Origin of the sequence: Dactylosporangium sp. CA-052675 (genome assembly GCF_050947935.1) — a bacterium.
GTDB lineage: Bacteria > Actinomycetota > Actinomycetes > Mycobacteriales > Micromonosporaceae > Dactylosporangium.
The window spans coordinates 6,548,807-6,566,446 of the sequence record NZ_CP192010.1 but is presented as its reverse complement, the minus strand read 5'-3'; the positions used below and the strand labels follow the sequence as shown (position 1 = coordinate 6,566,446).

General features: G+C 74.1%; 16 protein-coding genes. 9 read left to right on the top strand and 7 right to left on the bottom strand.

What is annotated here, in order from left to right:
- Nucleotide 1 precedes the first annotated feature (1 nt).
- The 5 genes from ACQP1P_RS29285 to ACQP1P_RS29265 are packed head-to-tail and all read left to right on the top strand — an operon-like array spanning nt 2 to nt 5,316.
- Nucleotides 2–2,086, top strand: coding sequence for a glycosyltransferase family 2 protein (locus ACQP1P_RS29285; RefSeq protein ID WP_433075477.1), 2,085 nt, complete (start codon nt 2–4; stop codon nt 2,084–2,086).
- Nucleotides 2,083–3,594, top strand: coding sequence for an ArnT family glycosyltransferase (locus ACQP1P_RS29280; RefSeq protein ID WP_433075474.1), 1,512 nt, complete (start codon nt 2,083–2,085; stop codon nt 3,592–3,594). Before ACQP1P_RS29285 ends, ACQP1P_RS29280 begins: the two co-directional genes overlap by 4 nt.
- Nucleotides 3,591–4,043: a GtrA family protein gene (locus ACQP1P_RS29275; RefSeq protein WP_433075471.1), complete on the top strand. Its 453-nt coding sequence runs from the start codon at nt 3,591–3,593 to the stop codon at nt 4,041–4,043. The genes ACQP1P_RS29280 and ACQP1P_RS29275 overlap by 4 nt, the downstream gene beginning before the upstream one ends.
- Nucleotides 4,040–4,858, top strand: a complete 819-nt coding sequence (locus ACQP1P_RS29270) for a phosphotransferase (RefSeq protein ID WP_433075469.1) — start codon at nt 4,040–4,042, stop codon at nt 4,856–4,858. The genes ACQP1P_RS29275 and ACQP1P_RS29270 overlap by 4 nt, the downstream gene beginning before the upstream one ends.
- A 17-nt stretch (nt 4,859–4,875) precedes the next feature.
- On the top strand, nt 4,876–5,316 hold the full coding sequence (locus tag ACQP1P_RS29265; protein ID WP_433075466.1) for a universal stress protein: 441 nt from the start codon (nt 4,876–4,878) through the stop codon (nt 5,314–5,316).
- Nucleotides 5,317–5,373: 57 nt separating this feature from the next.
- On the opposite strand, the gene ACQP1P_RS29260 is transcribed toward ACQP1P_RS29265, so the two are convergent.
- From ACQP1P_RS29260 to ACQP1P_RS29250, 3 genes are read right to left on the bottom strand one after another with little or no spacing between them, the layout of a single operon-like run.
- The gene (locus tag ACQP1P_RS29260) at nt 5,374–5,934 is read right to left on the bottom strand and encodes a GNAT family N-acetyltransferase (RefSeq protein ID WP_433075463.1); all 561 of its coding nucleotides are present in this window, start codon (nt 5,932–5,934) and stop codon (nt 5,374–5,376) included.
- On the bottom strand, nt 5,931–7,700 hold the full coding sequence (locus tag ACQP1P_RS29255) for a PAS domain-containing protein (protein WP_433075460.1): 1,770 nt from the start codon (nt 7,698–7,700) through the stop codon (nt 5,931–5,933). Before ACQP1P_RS29255 ends, ACQP1P_RS29260 begins: the two co-directional genes overlap by 4 nt.
- A 47-nt stretch (nt 7,701–7,747) precedes the next feature.
- Nucleotides 7,748–8,707 (bottom strand): phosphotransferase family protein, encoded by a 960-nt coding sequence (locus ACQP1P_RS29250; RefSeq protein ID WP_433075457.1) that lies wholly within the window; start codon nt 8,705–8,707, stop codon nt 7,748–7,750.
- A 117-nt stretch (nt 8,708–8,824) separates the two neighbouring features.
- Between ACQP1P_RS29250 and ACQP1P_RS29245 the strand changes: the two genes are divergently transcribed.
- From ACQP1P_RS29245 to ACQP1P_RS29235, 3 genes are all read left to right on the top strand, one after another.
- On the top strand, nt 8,825–10,789 hold the full coding sequence (locus ACQP1P_RS29245) for a hypothetical protein (protein ID WP_433075454.1): 1,965 nt from the start codon (nt 8,825–8,827) through the stop codon (nt 10,787–10,789).
- Nucleotides 10,790–10,840: 51 nt separating this feature from the next.
- Nucleotides 10,841–11,866, top strand: a complete 1,026-nt coding sequence (locus ACQP1P_RS29240; RefSeq protein ID WP_433075451.1) for an FAD-dependent oxidoreductase — start codon at nt 10,841–10,843, stop codon at nt 11,864–11,866.
- Between the two features lie 185 nt (nt 11,867–12,051).
- Nucleotides 12,052–12,570: a hypothetical protein gene (locus tag ACQP1P_RS29235; protein WP_433075448.1), complete on the top strand. Its 519-nt coding sequence runs from the start codon at nt 12,052–12,054 to the stop codon at nt 12,568–12,570.
- 8 nt (nt 12,571–12,578) lie between these two features.
- Here the strand turns inward: ACQP1P_RS29235 and ACQP1P_RS29230 are convergent, their stop codons facing one another.
- From ACQP1P_RS29230 to ACQP1P_RS29215, 4 genes are all read right to left on the bottom strand, one after another.
- On the bottom strand, nt 12,579–12,959 hold the full coding sequence (locus ACQP1P_RS29230; RefSeq protein ID WP_433075445.1) for an SWIM zinc finger family protein: 381 nt from the start codon (nt 12,957–12,959) through the stop codon (nt 12,579–12,581).
- Nucleotides 12,960–12,965: 6 nt separating this feature from the next.
- A complete protein-coding gene (locus tag ACQP1P_RS29225) occupies nt 12,966–14,534 on the bottom strand; it encodes an ABC-F family ATP-binding cassette domain-containing protein (RefSeq protein WP_433075442.1) in 1,569 nt (522 codons plus the stop codon).
- A 142-nt stretch (nt 14,535–14,676) separates the two neighbouring features.
- The gene (locus tag ACQP1P_RS29220; RefSeq protein WP_433075439.1) at nt 14,677–14,871 is read right to left on the bottom strand and encodes a hypothetical protein; all 195 of its coding nucleotides are present in this window, start codon (nt 14,869–14,871) and stop codon (nt 14,677–14,679) included.
- Nucleotides 14,872–15,108: 237 nt separating this feature from the next.
- Nucleotides 15,109–16,494: an aromatic acid exporter family protein gene (locus tag ACQP1P_RS29215; protein ID WP_433075436.1), complete on the bottom strand. Its 1,386-nt coding sequence runs from the start codon at nt 16,492–16,494 to the stop codon at nt 15,109–15,111.
- 404 nt (nt 16,495–16,898) lie between these two features.
- Here ACQP1P_RS29215 and ACQP1P_RS29210 point away from each other — a divergent pair, with 404 nt between their 5' ends.
- Nucleotides 16,899–17,624, top strand: a complete 726-nt coding sequence (locus ACQP1P_RS29210) for a tyrosine-protein phosphatase (protein WP_433075433.1) — start codon at nt 16,899–16,901, stop codon at nt 17,622–17,624.
- The last annotated feature ends 16 nt before the right edge of the window (nt 17,625–17,640 follow it).

The window sequence follows — 17,640 nt, the reverse complement described above, 5'->3', positions numbered from 1 at the left end:
TGTGACCAGCCCAAGAGCCACGATCGTCATCCCCTGCCGGCACGAGGAGGACAACGTGGCGCCGCTGATGCGCCGGCTCGCCGCGGTCGTCGACGACGTCGAGCTGCTCTTCGTGGACGACAGTGACGACGACGGTACCGTCGCCGCCATCGCGAAGGCGGCCCGCGAACTGCCCGCGACCCTGAGCGTGCGGGTCTTCCACCGCACCGGCGCGCAGCGCGTGGGCGGGCTGGCCGGCGCGGTCGTCGACGGCTACCGGCGCGCCCGCGCGACCCGGGCGCTCGTGATGGACGCCGACCTGCAGCACCCGCCGGAGCTCGTGCCCGCGCTGCTCGCCGCGCTCGACGACCACGACCTCGTCATGGCCAGCCGCTACCGCGAGGGCGGCACCAGCGGCGGGCTCGACGGGCCGCTGCGCCAGGCCGTCTCGACCGGCTCGACGCTGCTGGCCCGGGCCGCGTTCCCGGTCGCGCTGCGCGGCGTCACCGACCCGATGACCGGGTTCTTCGGGGTGCGGCTGGACAGGGTCGACCCGGACCGCCTGCGCGCCCGCGGGTTCAAGATCCTGCTGGAGATCCTGGCCCGCTACCCGCGGCTGCGCCGGACCGAGCTGCCGCTGGAGTTCGGCGCGCGGCTGGCGGGGCAGAGCAAGGGCGACCTGCGGCAGGGGCTGCTGTACCTGCGCCAGCTGCCCTCCCTGCGCGCGACGACCTGGTTCGCGACCCCGGCCGCCCGCTGGGGCACGCTGCTCGCGCTCGTCGCCGCGGTCACCGCCGGGCTGGTGGCCGCGCCGCTGTCCGGGGCCGCGGTGCTGGCGCTGCTCGTGACCGCCGTCGCCGTCTACAACACCGTCGTCGGCGCGCTGGAGGTGCGCTGGCGGCTGTACGGCTGGCGCACGCCCGAGGCCGTCTCGCAGATGCGCTGGCCGTTCAGCGACGGCGTCCACCAGGAGCGCTTCACGATCATCGTGCCGGCGCTGCACGAGGACCTGGTCATCGCCGGGACGCTGCGGCACCTGCTCGAGCAGGACCACCCGGACTACGAGATCCTGGTGTCGCTGTGCGAGGGCGACGACGCCACGATCGCCGAGGTCGAGCGCGTGCGGGCGGGCCACGACCCGCACCGGCGGGTGCGCACGGTGATCCGCGCCTACGAGCGCTCCAACAAGCCGCGGCAGCTCAACGCCGCCCTGGCGGTGGCCACCGGCACCGTCGTCGGCGTCGTCGACGCCGAGGACGACGTGGCCCCGCAGCTGCTCACGCGGGTCGACACACTCCTCGGGCGCACCGGGGCCGACGTCGTGCAGGGCGGGGTGCAGCTGATGACGCTGGGCTCGCGGGCGCGGGACTGGTTCAAGGTGCACAACGTCATGGAGTACTTCTTCTGGTTCACCAGCCGCATGTTCTACCAGGTGCGGACCGGATTCGTGCCGCTCGGCGGGAACACCGTGTTCATCCGCCGCGCGCTGCTGGAGAAGGCCGGCGGGTGGCCGGACAACCTCACCGAGGACTGCGCGCTCGGGGTGCTGCTGTGCACGCGGTACGGCGCGAAGGTCGTCGCCGCCTACGAGCCCGAGCTCGCGACCCGGGAGGAGGTGCCGCAGACCATCGCGAACAAGCGGGCCGGGTCGCTGTTCTGGCAGCGGGTGCGCTGGAACCAGGGGTTCCTCAGCATCCTGCTCGAGGGCCGCTGGTCGGCGCTGCCCACGCTGCGGCAGCGGGTGCTGGCGGGGTACATCCTGGCCACCCCGTTCCTGCAGGCCTTCTCGGCGCTGCTGCTGCCGCTGTCGATCGCGACGATCGTGTGGCTGAAGGTACCCGTGTTCGTGGCCATGCTCATGTACGCGCCGTTCCTGCCCATCCTCATCACGCTCGCGACGCAGGTCGTGGGGCTGCGGGAGTTCGCGCGCTCGTACCGGCAGAAGGTCCTGTGGCGCCACTACGCCTTCCTCCTCGCCGGGGCCCCGGTGTACCAGTGGGTGCTGATGGGCGCGGCCTTCTGGGCCGTCTGGCAGCACATCGACGGGAACACCACCTGGCACAAGACGGCCCACGGCGGCCACCACCGCCCGGTGCTCGCGTCATGACCGCGGTCCTGGAGATCGAGCGCTCGGCCGCCGTGGCCGCACCGGCGCCCCCGGCCCGCCGACGGTCCTACCGGTCCGCCTGGATCCTCGCGCCGCTGCTCGTCGTCGCCGGGCTCGTCAACGGGTGGAACCTGCACGGCTGGCCGGGCCGCGTCAACGACGACGAGGGCACCTACGTCGACCAGGCCTGGGCGATGCTCGACCACGGCGCGCTGGCCCACTACACGTACTGGTACGACCACCCGTTCCTCGGCTGGGCCATCATCGCCGGGTACGCCGGCCTGACCGACGGCTTCGACCGCGCCCCCAGCGGCGTCATGGTCGGCCGCGAGGTCATGCTCATCGCCACGCTGGTCAGCTGCGCCCTGCTCTGGCTGCTGGCCCGGCGGCTGAGGTTCAACCGGGCCTGGTCGGCGCTCGCCGTCGCCCTGTTCGCGCTGAGCCCGCTCGCCGTGTACTTCCACCGCATGGTGTTCCTGGACAACCTGGCCACCATGTTCATGCTCGCCGCCCTGGCCGCGGCCGCCTCCCCGCGGCGCAGCGTCGGCGCGGCGCTGAGCAGCGCCGTGTGGTTCGCCGGGGCCGCGCTGTGCAAGGAGACCATCGTCATCCTGCTCCCGGCGCTGGTCTGGCTGCTCGTGCGGCACACGGACCGCCGGACCCGGCCGTGGAACCTCGGCGTGTTCGGGGTCACCTTCGTCGTGCTCGTCTCGGCGTACCCGGTCTTCGCCCTGCTCAAGAACGAGCTGGTGCCCGGGGACGGGCACGTGAGCCTCGGCTGGGCGCTGTGGTGGCAGCTGTTCGGCCGCTCGGGCAGCGGCAGCCTCCTCGACCCCTCGTCGGGCGCCTACGCGCTGGCCCACTCGTGGGTGGACCTCGATCCCTGGCTGATCGTCGGGGGTGTCCTGCTCGTGCCGGTGGCGTTGCTCGTCCCGCGGCTGCGCCCGATCGCCCTGGCCCTGCTCATCCAGGTCGCGATGATGTGCCGAGGCGGCTACCTGCCCTTCGCCTACGTCATCGCCCTGCTCCCGTTCGCGGCCCTGCTCATCGCGGGCGCCGGCGACGAGCTGTGGGCGTGGCTGCCGTCCTGGCGCCGGTACCTCCCGGCGGGCGCGGCCGCGCTGGTGGCCGTGACCCTCGTGCTCCCCGCGTGGGCCTCGACGATGATCGCCCAGTCGAGGACGGACGGCAGCGCCGACTCCCGCGCCGCCACGCGGTGGGTCGTCGACCACGTCCCCCGCGACTCGGTCGTCGTGACCGACGACTACATCTGGCTCGACCTGAAGCTCGCCGGGTTCACGAAGCCCGTCTGGCTCTGGAAGGTCGACACCGACCCGGAGGTGATGGAGGAGGTCCTGCCCGCGGGCGTGTCGAGCATCGACTACATCGTGATGGCGGGCCAGGCCGACAGCACCCTGGCGTCCCTGCCGACCCTGCGCGCGGGCGTCGCCGGCTCCGACGTCGTCGAGCGCTTCGGCGAGATCGAGGTCCGGAAGGTCCGCCGGTGACCCGCCTGCTACGCCTCGCGGCCTTCGGCGCCGCGGGCGCGTCGGGCGTCCTGCCGAACCTGGCGGTCATGTGGCTGCTGTCGGACCGGCTGGGCGTGCACTACCTGGCCTCCGCGGTCGCGGCGACCGAGGTGGCCGTCCTGTGGAACTTCGTCCTGGTCGACACGCTCGTGTTCCGCCGCCGCCGCGCGGCCCGCCCCTGGTGGAGCCGCCTGGCCCGCTTCGCCGTGCTGAACAACCTCGACCTGGCCGTCCGCCTGCCCCTGCTCGCCCTCCTGGTCGGCACCCTGCACCTGCGCTCGGTGCCGGCGAACCTGACGACGCTGGCGGCGGCCTTCGTGCTGCGCTTCGCGGTGACCGATCGCTTCATCTACCGGGAACCGGCCCCCGAGCCGGTCCACGCCCCGCCACGTGTCGTCCTCGACGGGTACAGCAGGATGGGGGCGTGAGCGACGAGCGGCGAATGGCCGGCGGCAACACCGGGGGAGCCGTGCGGGTCGGCGACACCGTGCGGCGGGCGGCCGGCCGCTGGACGCCGTCCGTGCACGCGGTGCTGCGGCATCTGGAGGCGGCCGGCTTCGACGGTGCGCCCCGCGCGCTCGGCTTCGACGAGCAGGGCCGGGAGGTGCTGTCGTTCCTGCCCGGCGACGTGGTGGGGGACGCCCGGCCCTGGCCCGCGTGGGTCCACAGCGACGACGCGCTGCGCCAGGTCGCGCGGTGGCTGCGCGACCTGCACACCGCCGTGGCCGGGTTCACGCCCGCGCCCGATGCGGTCTGGCGCGAGGGCGGGGCCTGGCGGCCGGGCCTGATCATCGGCCACAACGACGCGGCGCCGTACAACGCGGCCTGGTCGGGCGGGCGCCTGACCGGATTCTTCGACTGGGACTTCGCGGCTCCGGTCACCCCCGAATGGGACCTGGCCTTCACGGCCTTCGCCTGGGTGCCGCTGCACGCGCGGCACGTCGTGGCGGCGGAGGGATTCACGGCCTTCGACCAGCGGCCCCGGCGGCTGCGGCTGTTCCTGGACACCTACGGCTGGAGCGGGTCCCTCGCGGCCTTCGCCGAGATCGTGCGCCGGCGCGTGAGCGCCTCCGCCGAGGGCATCCGGCGCGTCGCCGCGGCCGGCGACCCCGCCTACCAGCGGATGATCGAGCACGGCGTGGACACCGCGCTGGAGACGGCCGTGCGCGAGCTGGCCGGCTTCCCCGGGCCGGAGCCGGCCGGCGACGAGCCACACCCCTCCCACCGGCGCGACCGGACCTAGTACGGCATCCTGTTCCCGTGCAGTTCGAACTCGGGACCGACGGGCCGAAGGTCATCGTGGTCGGTGTCGACGGCTCGGACACGTCGATGCGGGCCGGCGCGTACGCCGCGGGGCTGGCCCGCCGCCAGCGCGCCCGCCTGGTCGTCGTCTTCGTCACCGGAGCCCCGGCCGCGAGCCGCCTGATCGCCGAGGCGGCCGGGGCCGTCGAGCAGGCGATCACGGAGTCGATCGAGGACATGCGCCGGCAGGTCCACGAGGGCGCCCTGCACACCGGCGTGACGACGGACTTCATCGCCGTGCGCGGCGACCCCTACCAGGAGCTCGTGCGCGTGGCGACGGAGCTGCGCGCCGACGCGGTCGTGGTGGGGGCGAGCCGCCGCTTCGGCCATCGCTGGGTCGGCTCCCTGGCCGTGCGCCTGGTGAAGTCGGGCCGCTGGCCCGTCACCGTCGTGCCGTAGCGTGCCAGTCGCCGGTCACGACCTCGACTCCCGGCCGACCCCGGAACAGCCGAGGGGTCACCATGGCAGGCCGCGCAGGTCGACGAGGCCGGAGGGCCACTGCGACAGGGGGCGGCGGCCGGGGCGGACAAAGGTGGGGAAGACACCCTCGACGACTGATCGGGCGTCGCGCACGCCCAGGTGGCGGGTGGGGTTGGGCACGCGCGTCCAGCCGGTCGCGGCGTAGAACCCCGCGACCGCCTCCCGGCACTGCAGGAACCCGAAGTCGGCCGAGTCCGGCAGCACTTCGGCGAGTGCGTCCATCAGCGCCGAGCCGAGGCCGCGGCCCTGGTGCGACGGGGCGACGGCCACGTCGCCGACCCCGGCGACGAGGACGTCACCGGCGGCGGTACCGATGAGGCGGCGCTCGAACCCGAGGTGTGCGACCGGCCGGTCGTTGTCGCTGAGCCAGACGCGGAACTCCTTGCGCGCCCACGACGCCGGCCAGGAGCGGTCGGGCTCGAACTCGGGGCCGGGGAAGGCGACGCGCAGCAGCGCGGAGAGGGCCGCGTGGTCCTCGGGCGTGAGTGCGGTCTCCCACGCGGTGTGCCGCCGCCACGTCGGCGCGGGGCCGGTCACTGGAACTTGCGGGCCGAGCTGTCGCGGTTCTGGGCCGCCGGGGTGTCGGTGAAGGCGCGGCGCAGCAGCTCGTGCTCGGCCCGGCGGTCCTGGGTGACGTCGTGCAGCGTCACGACCATGCCCCGGACCAGGCGGTCGTCGCGCAGGTCGCGGAAGATGACCTCGAGCAGGACGCGGCGGCCGTCGGGGCGGCGCAGGCTCCACTGGTCGCGGGTGCCGTCGCGGTCCTCGGCGCGGGCGCGGGCCACGGTGCGCTCGACCTGCTCGCGGTCCTCGGGGGCGACGATCTCGCGGAGGGTCGCGAACGGTGTCGGCCAGATGCCGAGCACGTCGGTGACCGACGGGCTGGTGTACCGGATGCGCTGGTCGTCGTCGAGGACGAGCACGACGTCGCCGCCGTGCTCGGTGACGGCGCGCAGGTACGCGTCGCTGTCGCGGCGGCTCGCGGCGTCGGTCAGGCCGATGCGGGCCAGGGCGAGGGCCGCCTGCCCGGCGACGACGGAGACGGCGTCGATCGCGGTGAGCAGGTCGCGGCGGCGCCCGGCCACGTAGAGCACGCCGGCGTCGAGCGGGCAGACGAGCACGTGGTCCCACTCGGAGAGCTTGGCGCTCCACAGCGGCGGGATGTCCCCGATCGGCTGGATGCGCGGCGCGGTGAGCTCGCCCAGCGGCAGCAGGTCGGTGAGGCTGAAGTCCACGACGATCGCGTGCGGGGCGTCGGCGGGCAGCAGGGTGGCGACGGCCGACTTGACCGCGGCCGCGACCTGCCCGGCGTCGTGGGCGCCGACGAGCACGGTGCCGGCCTGGCGCAGGGCGCGCTCGCGGCGCAGGGCGCCGGCGTGCTTGCCGATCGCGTCGCTGAGCCGCACCACGAGCAGCACGAGTGTGATGCCGGAGGCGATGGCGATCATCGGGCCGTCGTGCACGCCGCCGGTGAGCGCCTGCACCATGAGCACGAGCGGGGCGAACGCGACGCAGACGAGCAGCGGGGCCAGGCCGAGGCCGCGCATCGGCTCGCGGGGGGCGCGCACGGCGCCGGTCGGCGGGGCGGTGAGCCCGGTCATCGAGGGGCGCAGGGCGGCGGCGGCCCAGGCGGCGTACGACACCACGTAGGCGAGGTCCGCGGGCCCGCCGGGGCGGATCGTGGCGTGGGCGGCGTCGCCGATCCCGTACCACACGTCGCCGATCAGCATCGCGGCCGCGCCGGTGGCGAGCAGGATCGCGGACGGGTTGCGCGGCGCCGCGGTGACCAGCCGGACGGTCACGACGAGCACGATCACGTCGCCGAGGGTGAAGGCGGCCTCGGTGGACCAGTCCGCCGCGCTCAGGCCGTCGGCGAGGCGCGGGGAGGCGATGAACACCCACGCGGCCAGCAGCGCGGCGGTGCCGAGCGCGAGCAGGTCGATCAGGCGGGTGCGGTCGTCGAGGACCGTGCTCGCGCGGGTCAGGCCGATGAGGGCGACCGCGCCGACCGGGAACATCGTGAGGTAGGCGACGTCGGCCAGGGCGGGCGGGTCGTCCGGCGTGAGGCCGTACAGGACGTCGCCGACGGTCATCGCGATCAGCGCCGCGCCGAGCGCCCACCAGGGGGCGGGCCGCTGCGGGCGGTGCCGTGCGATGCCGGCGGCGATCGCGCCGGCCGAGGCGAGGCCGATCGCCGCCCAGACGAGCGGGGCCAGGCCGGGCCGGACGAAGAGCACGGTCGCCAGGGTCGCCACGAGCACGGCGTAGCCAACCAGGAGTCGTCTTCCGTGTAGCACGCCCATCGACATCCTCACCGTAGGTGATGCCATCTATACCACAACGTGATCGATCAGCCCAGATCCCGCAGGTCCGACAGCAGCCAGGGGGTGACCCACTCCCGGCGCTCCCGCTCCGCCTCGCCGGCCATGGCCCGGCTCGGCATCTCGATCAGCAGCAGCAGGCAGAACTGGATCCGGTACAGCCTGAGCCGGACCAGCTCCGCCTGGGTGAGCGCGACCGACGACTGCCCGTAGTACCCCCGCAGGACGGGGTGCGCGGGCTCGTCCTCGATCCGGCGCCCGATGGCGGGGGAGACGAAGTCGTAGAGCGGGTCGCCCCAGAAGTACCGTTCGCCGTCGACGAGCCCGGTGAGCCGCCCGTCCTCGCTCAGCACGTTGCCGTCCCACAGGTCGAAGTGCACCAGGCTCGGCGTGGTGACCTCGGAAAGCGTTCCCGCGTGGCGGTCGAGCACCGCCATGATCCCGGACTCGGGCACCGGCAGGTCCACGCCCCAGTCGCGGCCGTCGGCGAGCAGGTCGGCGGTCATCGCCGCGAACGCCGCGGGCCACGTGTCGCCGCTCGCCCGGCCGGGCCCGTCGTAGCCGAACCGCTCGCCGGTCACGGTGTGCAGGCGCCGCAGTGCCGCGCCCAGCTCGTGCCGTACCGATGCGTCGTCGGTGTTCGCCTCCGTCAGCGGGCGTCCCGGCAGCCGTCCGGCCAGGACCAGGTCCTCGTCGGCGGCGAGCACCGGCGGCACCGGCACCCCGGGCGCGCGGCCGGCCTGGCGGTAGTAGCGCGCCTCGGCGGCGATGAGCCCGCGCTCGTAGCGCAGCAGCGGCACGCCCGGCGGCGGCCCAATCTTGACCACGGCCTCGGTGCCGTCGTCGAGGGTGACCGCCCAGACGGCCGCGAAGGTCCCGCCCGAGAGTGCTCCACAGTGGACGGCCGTGCGGCCCGTGCGCTCGCGCAGCAGGGCCGTGACGGCCGCCGGCGTCAGCTGCCGCTGGGTGGGACTGATGACCGCGGACACCCGTACACCTTACCGTCGGCCAGGACATTGACGTCGCTCGGTCGATCGATCGCCTTACGAATTGAAGGACATCATTGGTAGCGTGCTCGGATCAGCCTTACTCAATGGGGAGGCCAAGTGAGGAAGAGGCTCGCGAGTATCGCCGTGGCCGGCCTGATCGCCGGGGCCGGGGTGGTGGTCGCACAGACACCGGCGGCCGCGGCACCCAAGGCCCCGCACGGTGATCTCCAGGCGGGGATCCGGCGGCAGCTCGCCGCGGGTGTCCAGGTGGTCCCGAAGCAGACCGCGTCGGGCAAGGCGGCGGCGACCGGGGCCGCGAACCCCTACACCGCGCTGCTGCGGGACCCGTCCAAGGTCGACAAGTACGCCTGGTCCGAGCGGGCCAAGGCGGCCGGCCAGGCCCGCGCCCAGCAGCGGCAGGCGCAGAACAAGCTCGCGGCGGCGAACCCGATCATCCACGACGAGGCCGAGCCGAAGGGCAGCCACGGGTCCAACGACTCGCACGCCACCGCCGAGCTGATCAAGGGCTTCGGCACCGGCAAGAAGCTCAACAACCGTGTCCGCGTCCTCGGCCAGCTCTCGCCGGAGGCGGTGAGCCCCTCGGCGCTCAACCCGGCCGCGGAGGACGACGGCTCGATCCCGCTCGCTTTCGAGTTCGGCCTCGGCGCCAACCGCAACGGATTCAGCACCACCGGCGTCATCGGCGACGGCCCGCACGGCAGCACCGGCGACGGCACCGGCGACTTCGACTTCGTCAAGGTCCACGGCCGCGCCGGGCAGCAGCTCGTCGCCGGCACCTCGGGCGCCCTGGACACCGTCGTCGGCCTGTACGACGCGACCGGCGAGATCGTCGCCGCCGACGACGACAGCGGCCCCGGCCTGAGCAGCCTGCTCGACTTCGCCATCCCGGCGACCGGCGACTACTACCTCATGATCGCCGGGTACGGCCTGGGCACCGTGTTCCCGGCCGACCCGTTCGACTCCGGCAGCGGCCTCGGCGCCGGCCGGGAGGGCGCCTACAACCTCGACGTCTCCCTCGCGTACCCGGACCTCGACTTCTACGCCGTGGACCTGGTCGCCGGCGACGTGCTCGGCGGCTCGGTGGCCGGGGTCGGCACCCGCCTGACCGTCCGCGACCCGGGCGGGCGGGTCGTCTTCGGCTCCGAGCAGGACGCGAGCTTCATCTACGCGCCCGCCTCGCCGCTGCCGGGCGGCGGCAACGCGGTCGTGTCCTACGTGGCGCCGCGCGACGGCCGCTACACCATCGAGGTCGGCGGGACCGCCGGGCAGTACGACATCACCGTCGAGGCCTACCGGCCCGGCCCCGAGGCCCTGGAGCAGGGCGTCACCCAGACGCTCTACCTGGACTTCGACGGCGCCCGGATCAACACCGCGATCTTCGGCGGTCCCGGGGTGCGCCAGCTCAGCCCGCTGCAGGGCTTCCTCGGCCGGTGGGGCCTGAGCGCCGCCGACGAGGACAGGCTGATCGACGAGGTCGTCGCCACGGTGCGGGAGAACATCCTGACCGACGCGAAGGCCCGCGGCACCGACCCGCGCATCGGGCTGAAGATCCTCAACAGCCGCGACGACGCCGACCCGTTCGGCCGGCCCGACGTGCACCGCATCGTCGTCGGCGGCACGATCGCCGAGTCGGGCATCGACACGATCGGCATCTCGCAGTACATCGACCCGGGCAACTACGCGACCGAGGACAGCGCGATCGTGCTGCTCGACGTGCTCAGCGACCCGAGCGGGGACGCGTCCCTGAACACGTACATCACCCCGGCCAGCGACAAGATCAAGTTCATCGGCCGGGCGCTGGGCAACGTGATCACGCACGAGGCCGGGCACCTGTACGGCAACTTCCACACCGACCCGCTCAACGACACGCCCAACCTCATGGACGCCGGCGGCGCGTTCCCGGGCCTGTTCGGCGTCGGGCCGGACAACATCGGCGGCACCGCGGACGACTTCGACTACGACTTCGGCGAGGACGTCTTCACGCCGGACGAGGGCCTGGCCGGCACCGAGGACACGCTGAACACCACCGCCTGGGCCCTGGTGAAGGGCAAGGCGAAGTAAGGCCGGTCACCCTCCGGCATGATCGGCGTCCCCGGCGGGGTTGTACCCGCCGTGGACGTCGTGGTGATCGGCGCGGGACAGGCCGGGCTGTCGGCCGCCTACTGGCTGCGGCGGCGCGGCCTGTCCTTCGCGGTGCTCGACGCCGGCCCGGGGCCGGGCGGCGCGTGGCAGCACCGCTCCCCGTCGCTCGGCGCCGGCTCCCTGCACCGCATCTTCGACCTGCCCGGCCTGCCGTTCACGCCCCCGCCGGGCGGCTCGGCGGCCGAGGTCGTCCCGGCGTACTTCCGCGACTACGAGGCCGCCTTCGACCTGCCGGTGCTGCGCCCGGCCGCGGTGACCTCGGTGTCCCGCGACGGCGACGGCTTGCGCGTCGACGCCCGCACCGGCTCGTGGACCGCCCGCGCCGTCATCAACGCGACCGGCACCTGGACCGCCCCGTACGTCCCGTACTACCCGGGGATGTCCGACTTCCGCGGCCGCCGGCTGCACTACGCGGACTACCGCGGGCCGGAGGAGTTCGAGCACCGGCGGGTGCTCGTGGTCGGCGGCGGCGCGTCGGCGATCCACCTGCTGGCCGAGCTGCCATCCGCGGTGTGGGTGACGCGCCGCGAGCCGGTCTTCCACGCCGGCGAGTTCACCGAGGAGCACGGCCGCGAGGTCGTGGCGCGGGTCGCCGCCCGCGTGTCGTCGGGCCTGCCGCCGCGCAGCGTGGTGAGCGTGACCGGCCTCGGCTGGACCGACCTCGCCCGGCGGGCCGAGGAGCGCGGCGCCCTGCACCGGCGCCCGATGTTCGACCGGCTCGTGGCCGGCGGCGCCGTGTGGGGGTCGCGGTTCGAGCCGTTCGACGCGGTCATCTGGGCGACCGGCTTCCGGGCGGCCCTGGCCCATCTCGCCCCGCTGCACCTGCGCGAGCCGGGCGGCGGCATCCGCATGAAGGGCACCCGCACCGTTCGTGAACCGCTGGTCCATCTGGTCGGCTACGGCCCCTCGGCGAGCACGGTCGGGGCCAACCGGGCCGGTCGCGAGGCCGTGCACGCATTGGCGGCGATTCTTGGCTCGGGCCGTGTCACGATCTGACCGTTGTTCCCACCAGGAATCCCGGCGTCCGCGGGACAAGACCGCACCGGGTCGCCGGCACCCGAACGTCTTGTGTTAAATCTCAGCCGCAGGGTCGGAGGGTCTGGACATCGAAGGGTGCGACTGTCAAAGTCTGCCGCGTGGCTGACAACGGGTTACCGGTCCTTCGCGCACGGGTACGGTCGGTGTCCAGCGCCGTGAAGGCGAATCCCGGGCTGTACTTCGGCGCTTTCCCGGCCGCCGACTGGCCTCTGGTGATCGCCGCGTGGACGGCGGCGGACCTGCTGCGCCTCGCCCCCGCCGCCCCGGTGGTCGACGTGATCCTGCACCGCGGCGGCCCGCTGTCGGCGACCGTGCGCGGCGCGACGGTCGCCGCCCCGCCGCACGAGGCCCGGCGCCCCGTGGCCGACATCATCCGCTCCGGCCTGTGGTACACCGAGCTGTCCCGGTCCACGACCGTCCACACGACCTCGGACCACCCGTCGCCGCTGCCCGGCGAAGCGGACCGGGTCTGGAGCGGCCTGACCGTCACCGTCCACTCGGAGCTCGACGCGAACCTCTTCGGCCTGCCCGACGGCACCTGGTGGCGCGACGGCATCGCGCGCTTCGCGAAGATCCTGGCCACCCCGCGGCACCGCCCGCCGGACGGCCGCCGCGTCCACGTCACCGACGAGCGCACCGGCGAGAGGGCCAGCCTGCCGTAACCGGAGGCCTAGGGGCGGCTGAGCCGCACGGCCAGGATGTGCTTGCAGGGGCCGCGGCCGAGCCCGTGCCGGGCGAACCACCGGCACGTGCAGCGCTCCCCGCCGTCCGTCGTGCGCACCGTGTACGGCGTGCCTCCACTGTGGACCACGGCGCCTTCGGCCTGCGACCGCGTTGCCGGCCCGGCCGGCGAGGGCTCGGCGAACATCGCCCGCTGCGGCCAGTGCACCGCGAGGTGCCCCACGACCTCGGCCACCTGCTGCCGCAGCCGCGCGGGCGGGGGCCCGGCGGGCGGCGGCTCCGGATCGAGCCGCCACAGGTCCGCCAGGAGGATCCCGACGCCGTCGTGCGAGCCCCGCAGCCGCGCGTACATGGCCTCGATCGTCACCATCGCGGCTCAGCCCAGCGGCCGTGTGCGGCCCGCCCAGCGGGAACGCAGCCAGCGGTCGTGGCTGGCGACGACGAACGCGCCGGGGCCGGTGGCGAGCGCCGCCTCGAGCTCGTCGCACAGCGCGGGCGAGAGGTGGTTCGTCGGCTCGTCGAGCAGCAGCAGGTCCGGCGGGTCCGCGATGAGCAGCGCCAGGTCGAGCCGGCGGCGCTGGCCCACGGAGAGCTCGCCGACCGGCCTGGCCGCGTCGCGCGGGGTGAGCAGGCCGAGGCTGCGCAGCGGTACCGCCGCCGCCCGCTCCTGCCCGAGCACGGCCTCGTAGGTCGCCAGGGCCGTGCGGTCCGGGCGCTGGAAGGTCGTGTCCTGCGTGAGCAGCCCGACGCGCAGGCCGGGCCGGCGCTGGACGCCCGCGGCCGGGACCCGCCCGGCGACGACGGCGAGCAGCGTCGACTTGCCGGTGCCATTCGCGCCCGTGACGAGGAGCCGGTCGCCGGCCGGGATGTCGAGCCGGTCGAGGGTCAGCCGGCCCGGCACGTGCACGTCGCGCAGCGCCACCAGCAGGCCGTCGGCCTCGGTGGCGAGCGCGTCGGCGCGCAACCGCAGCGGCGGCGGGGGCTTGCGGACCTGCTCGCGGGTGAGCGTGTCCAGCCGCCGGGCGGCGTTGCGGACGCGGCGGGAGATCTGGCCCTCCACCCGGCCGGTGGTGCGGCCGAAGTTCATCTTCTCGTTGTCGCGCTTGGGCCGGTTGTGCGCGACCTGGTGCGCGGTCACCGAGACGGCGTGGCGCAGCGCGTCGAGCTCCTCCTGCTCCTCGGCGAAGCGGCGCTCCCAGCGTTCGCGTTCGGCGCGGCGCTCGGCCTGGTACGCGGAGTACCCGCCGCCGTAGCGGACCGGCCCGTCGACGGCCGGGTCGAGGTCGACGACGTCGGTGCAGACCGCGTCGAGGAACGCCCGGTCGTGGCTGGCGAACACGACCGCGCCGGGCAGCTCCCGCAGCTGCGCCTCGAGGAACGCCGCGGCGGCGTCGTCGAGGTGGTTCGTCGGCTCGTCCAGCAGCAGCGCGGCCGGGCGGCGCACGAGCAGGGCCGCGAGCGCGAGGCGTCCGCGCTGACCGCCCGAGAGGGTGGCCAGGGGCCGATCATGCGGTACCGCCGCCAGACCCAGGCCGTCGAGGACGATCCCGGCCCGCCGGTCGGCGTCCCAGGCGTCGATCTCCTGGGCGCGCTCCAGCAGCCCGGCGTAGTCGTCGAGGTGCCCGGCGGCGAGCGCGGCGTCCATGGCGGCGAGGCAGTCGCGGGCCTCGCGCACCGCGTCGGCGACGACGTCGGCCACGGTCGCGGCCGGGTCGAACGGCATCTCCTGGTGCAGGTACCCGAGATCGGCCGGGCGCTCGACGGTGCCGCCGTCGGGCTCGTCGGCGCCGGCGAGCAGCCGCAGCAGCGTGGACTTGCCGGTGCCGTTCTCGCCGATCAGACCGATGCGGCGGCCGGGCGCGGCGATGAGGGAGACCCCGTCGAGCACGCGGCGGGTGCCGAAGGTGCGCACGAGGTCATGGGCGATCAGGGGCTGTCGAGACAAGGCGGACCACCAGAGGGTAGACACTTCCGCCCGCCGGGCACATGGGTCCTCAGGCGCGGGCGCGGGAAGGTCTGGTGATCACATCCCCTTGAAGATAACCCGGTTCGCCCGCCTCGGCAACGCGATACAGCCGTCGCCGCCGTCAGACCTGCCCGTCCCCGGCCCCCTTGAGCGTGCGGCTGATCTTCTTCTTCTCGACCATCGCGTAGCACCGGGCGCTGTGGTTGCCCGCGGCCCACTCGTCCTGGTCGCCGGTCATCCAGTACCCGTAGTAGAGCGCCTGCTGCGAATTCCAGCCCTGGCGGCTCATGCTGGCGTAGGACAGCAGCTTGGTCACCTTCCCGGGGAGACCGGAATCAACCGAACAGCCGACGGGCTACGGTCGGCCGCGGGCTGTTCGGATCGGCATGTGGGGCGCTTCGCGCTGCCGGGTGTTCGCCGCGGGGTGTTCGGGTCGGCATGTGGGGCGCCTCGCGCTGCCGGGTGTTCGCCGCGGGGTCGCCGCGGGGTGTTCGGGTCGACATGTCGGGCGCTTCGCGCCGCGACATGTCGGATTTATCGCCCGTCAGGGTATTCACGCGTTTCGGGGGACATTGTCAAGATTGACCAGCGCCTCGGCGCCTTCGCCCGTGATGTCCTGGCGCAGCTGGTCGAGCCGCCCGAGCAGCGACACCGAGTCGAGCACCGCGACCGCCGTCGGGAACACGGTGTGCACGCGCTCGACCGCCGCGATCAGTCCCGCCCGCAGCGGCGTGTCGTTGACCTGCTCGCCCTCGATGCGCCGCTCGAGCAGGTCCCCGAGCGCGTTGATCAGCGCGCGCAGCGTGGCGCGGTCGAGTGCGGGCGGCGGCCCGGGGCGGTCGTACAGCCGGTCCGTCGCGAGCGAGATCGCCCGCACCTGCAGCGTGACGCGTACGAGCCAGAGCTGCTCCCGCCGGACCTGCTCCACGTCGCGCCGCAGCCCGCGGGCGAACACGTTGAGGAGCGTGACCTCCTCGACCCCGGCGACCGCGGCGGCGGCCTCCGAGCCGACGTCGTTGAGCTTGCGCGACTCGGCGATCCAGTCGTGCCGCTCCGCGGGCCCGAGCGGCCGGCCGCCCCCGCCCGCCGATGGTGCGCCGCCTGCCGATGGTGCGCCGCCTGCCGATGGTGCTCCGCCTGCCGATGGTGCGCCGCCTGCCGATGGTGCTCCGCCTGCCGATGGTGCGCCGCCTGCCGATGGTGCGCCGCCTGCCGATGGTGCTCCGCCTGCCGATGGTGCGCCGCCTGCCGATGGTGCTCCGCCTGCCGATGGTGGTCCGCCTGCCGACGGTGCGCCGCCTGCCGGCGGTGTGTCGCCCGCCGACGGCGCTCCGAGGCCGTCCGCGCGCTCCGCCGGATCCGGGCGCGTTCCCAGCTCGTCCGCGATGTGCCGGAGTACCGAGACGCACCCGCGGCCCCACGTCTCCAGGGTCGCGCGGATCTTCGCGATCCGGGGGCGCTCGGGCACGGCCACCGCGATCGTGAGTCCCACGACCGAGCCGAGGGCGACGTCGATGAAGCGCCATTGGCCGTACCCGTGCGCCACCGGGGCCAGCACCAGCACCGCCAGGGTCGCGATGGTGAGCTGGTTGCGGGCCAGGGGCGTGTTCGTGACCTGCCGGGCGACGGCGAGCGCGGCGAACGCCGCGAGGGCCAGTGACCACCAGGTGAGCCCGAGCAGTTGCGTCCAGGCGATGGCCAGCGCGGTGCCGATGAGGTTCGCGAAGAGCAGTTGCAGACCGGTGGCGATGGAGCCGTACACGCTGGCCTGCAATGTCAGCACCGCCACGACCGGCGCGAAGAGCACGGCGACGTTCTCGTTGAGCTGCCGGGCGAGTGCCCACGCGATCGTCGCTGCCGCGGTCGTCTTGGCGATGGTGAGCCAGCTCGGCTTGCTCCGCGGCACGCTGGCGAGCAGCGCCCCGAGCGGTTCGGTCACCACTGCATGGGGTTTGCGCGCCACGGCTCGATCCTCTCAGCTCCGGGCCTCGTGAACGCCGTGAAGCGGTCAAGCACACACTCGCCGGCCCTGCACGCGATGGAGCCTTGCGCTGGTCGCGCGGGCCGGAGCGGTCAACCTCGCACGTACCGTTAAATCGTGAAATGTCCGATAAGTCGTGGCGCGCAGCGCCCGACTTATCGCGTCCCCGCCGCGAGGAGCCGTGGCGCGCAGTGCCCGACCTGGCGCGCTCCCTCTGCGAGAGGCCGTGGCGCGTAGTGCCCGACCTGGCGCGGTCCCTCCTTGAGAGGCCGCGGCGCGCTCCCGCCGTGAGCAGGTGTGGCGCGCAGTGCCCGACCTGGCGCGCCCCCTCCGCGAGGCGCCGGTCGCGTAGGGTCCAAGCCGTGCGGAACTACGACCACCCCAACCTGTTCAACTTCCGCGACCTCGGCGGCTACCCCGCGGCCGACGGCCGGACGACCCGCTGGCGCCGGCTCTTCCGCTCGGACTCGCTCAGCCGCATCGACCCCGCCGACGCCGCGTCGTTCACCGCGCTCGGCGTGCGCACCGTCATCGACCTGCGCCGCCCGCGCGAGGTCGAGCGCGACGGGCGGGTGCACGCGTTCGAGGGGCTGACCTATCACCATCTGCATCCGGTGCACGCCGAGTGGGAGGCGTCCGTCGACGCCGACGAGGCCAGCGACGCTCGCTGGCTGGCCAACCGCTACCTCGAACTGGCCGAGGACGGGCGGGCCGCGGTCGTGGCCGCGGTCGAGATCATCGCCGACGCCGAGAACGCGCCCGTCGTGGTCCACTGCGTCGCCGGGAAGGACCGCACCGGTGTGGTGTCCGCGGTCACGCTCGGTGCGCTCGGCGTGCCCGACGACGTGATCGCCGAGGACTACGCGCTCACCCAGGGCGCGACCGAGCGCAGCATGGCGTTCCTGCGCGCGCTGAACCCCGAGGTGGCCCGGATGCCCGCGCGGTGGCTGCTCTCGCCGGCCGAGACCATGCAGCTGTTCCTCGCCGACCTGCGGGCGCGGCACGGGTCGATCCGCGACTACCTCGGCCTGCCGGCCGAGACCTTCGCGCGGCTTGAGGAGAACCTGCTGGAGCGGCCAGCCGGCTAAGCGAAACTTAATGCAA

What these genes read in the sequence shown, in the direction of transcription:
- ACQP1P_RS29280 (WP_433075474.1), top strand. Translation starts at nt 2,083, where the DNA reads ATGACCGCGGTCCTGGAGATCGAGCGCTCGGCCGCCGTGGCCGCACCG.
- ACQP1P_RS29230 (WP_433075445.1), bottom strand. Translation starts at nt 12,959, where the DNA reads ATGGTGACGATCGAGGCCATGTACGCGCGGCTGCGGGGCTCGCACGAC.
- ACQP1P_RS29255 (WP_433075460.1), bottom strand. Translation starts at nt 7,700, where the DNA reads ATGGGCGTGCTACACGGAAGACGACTCCTGGTTGGCTACGCCGTGCTC.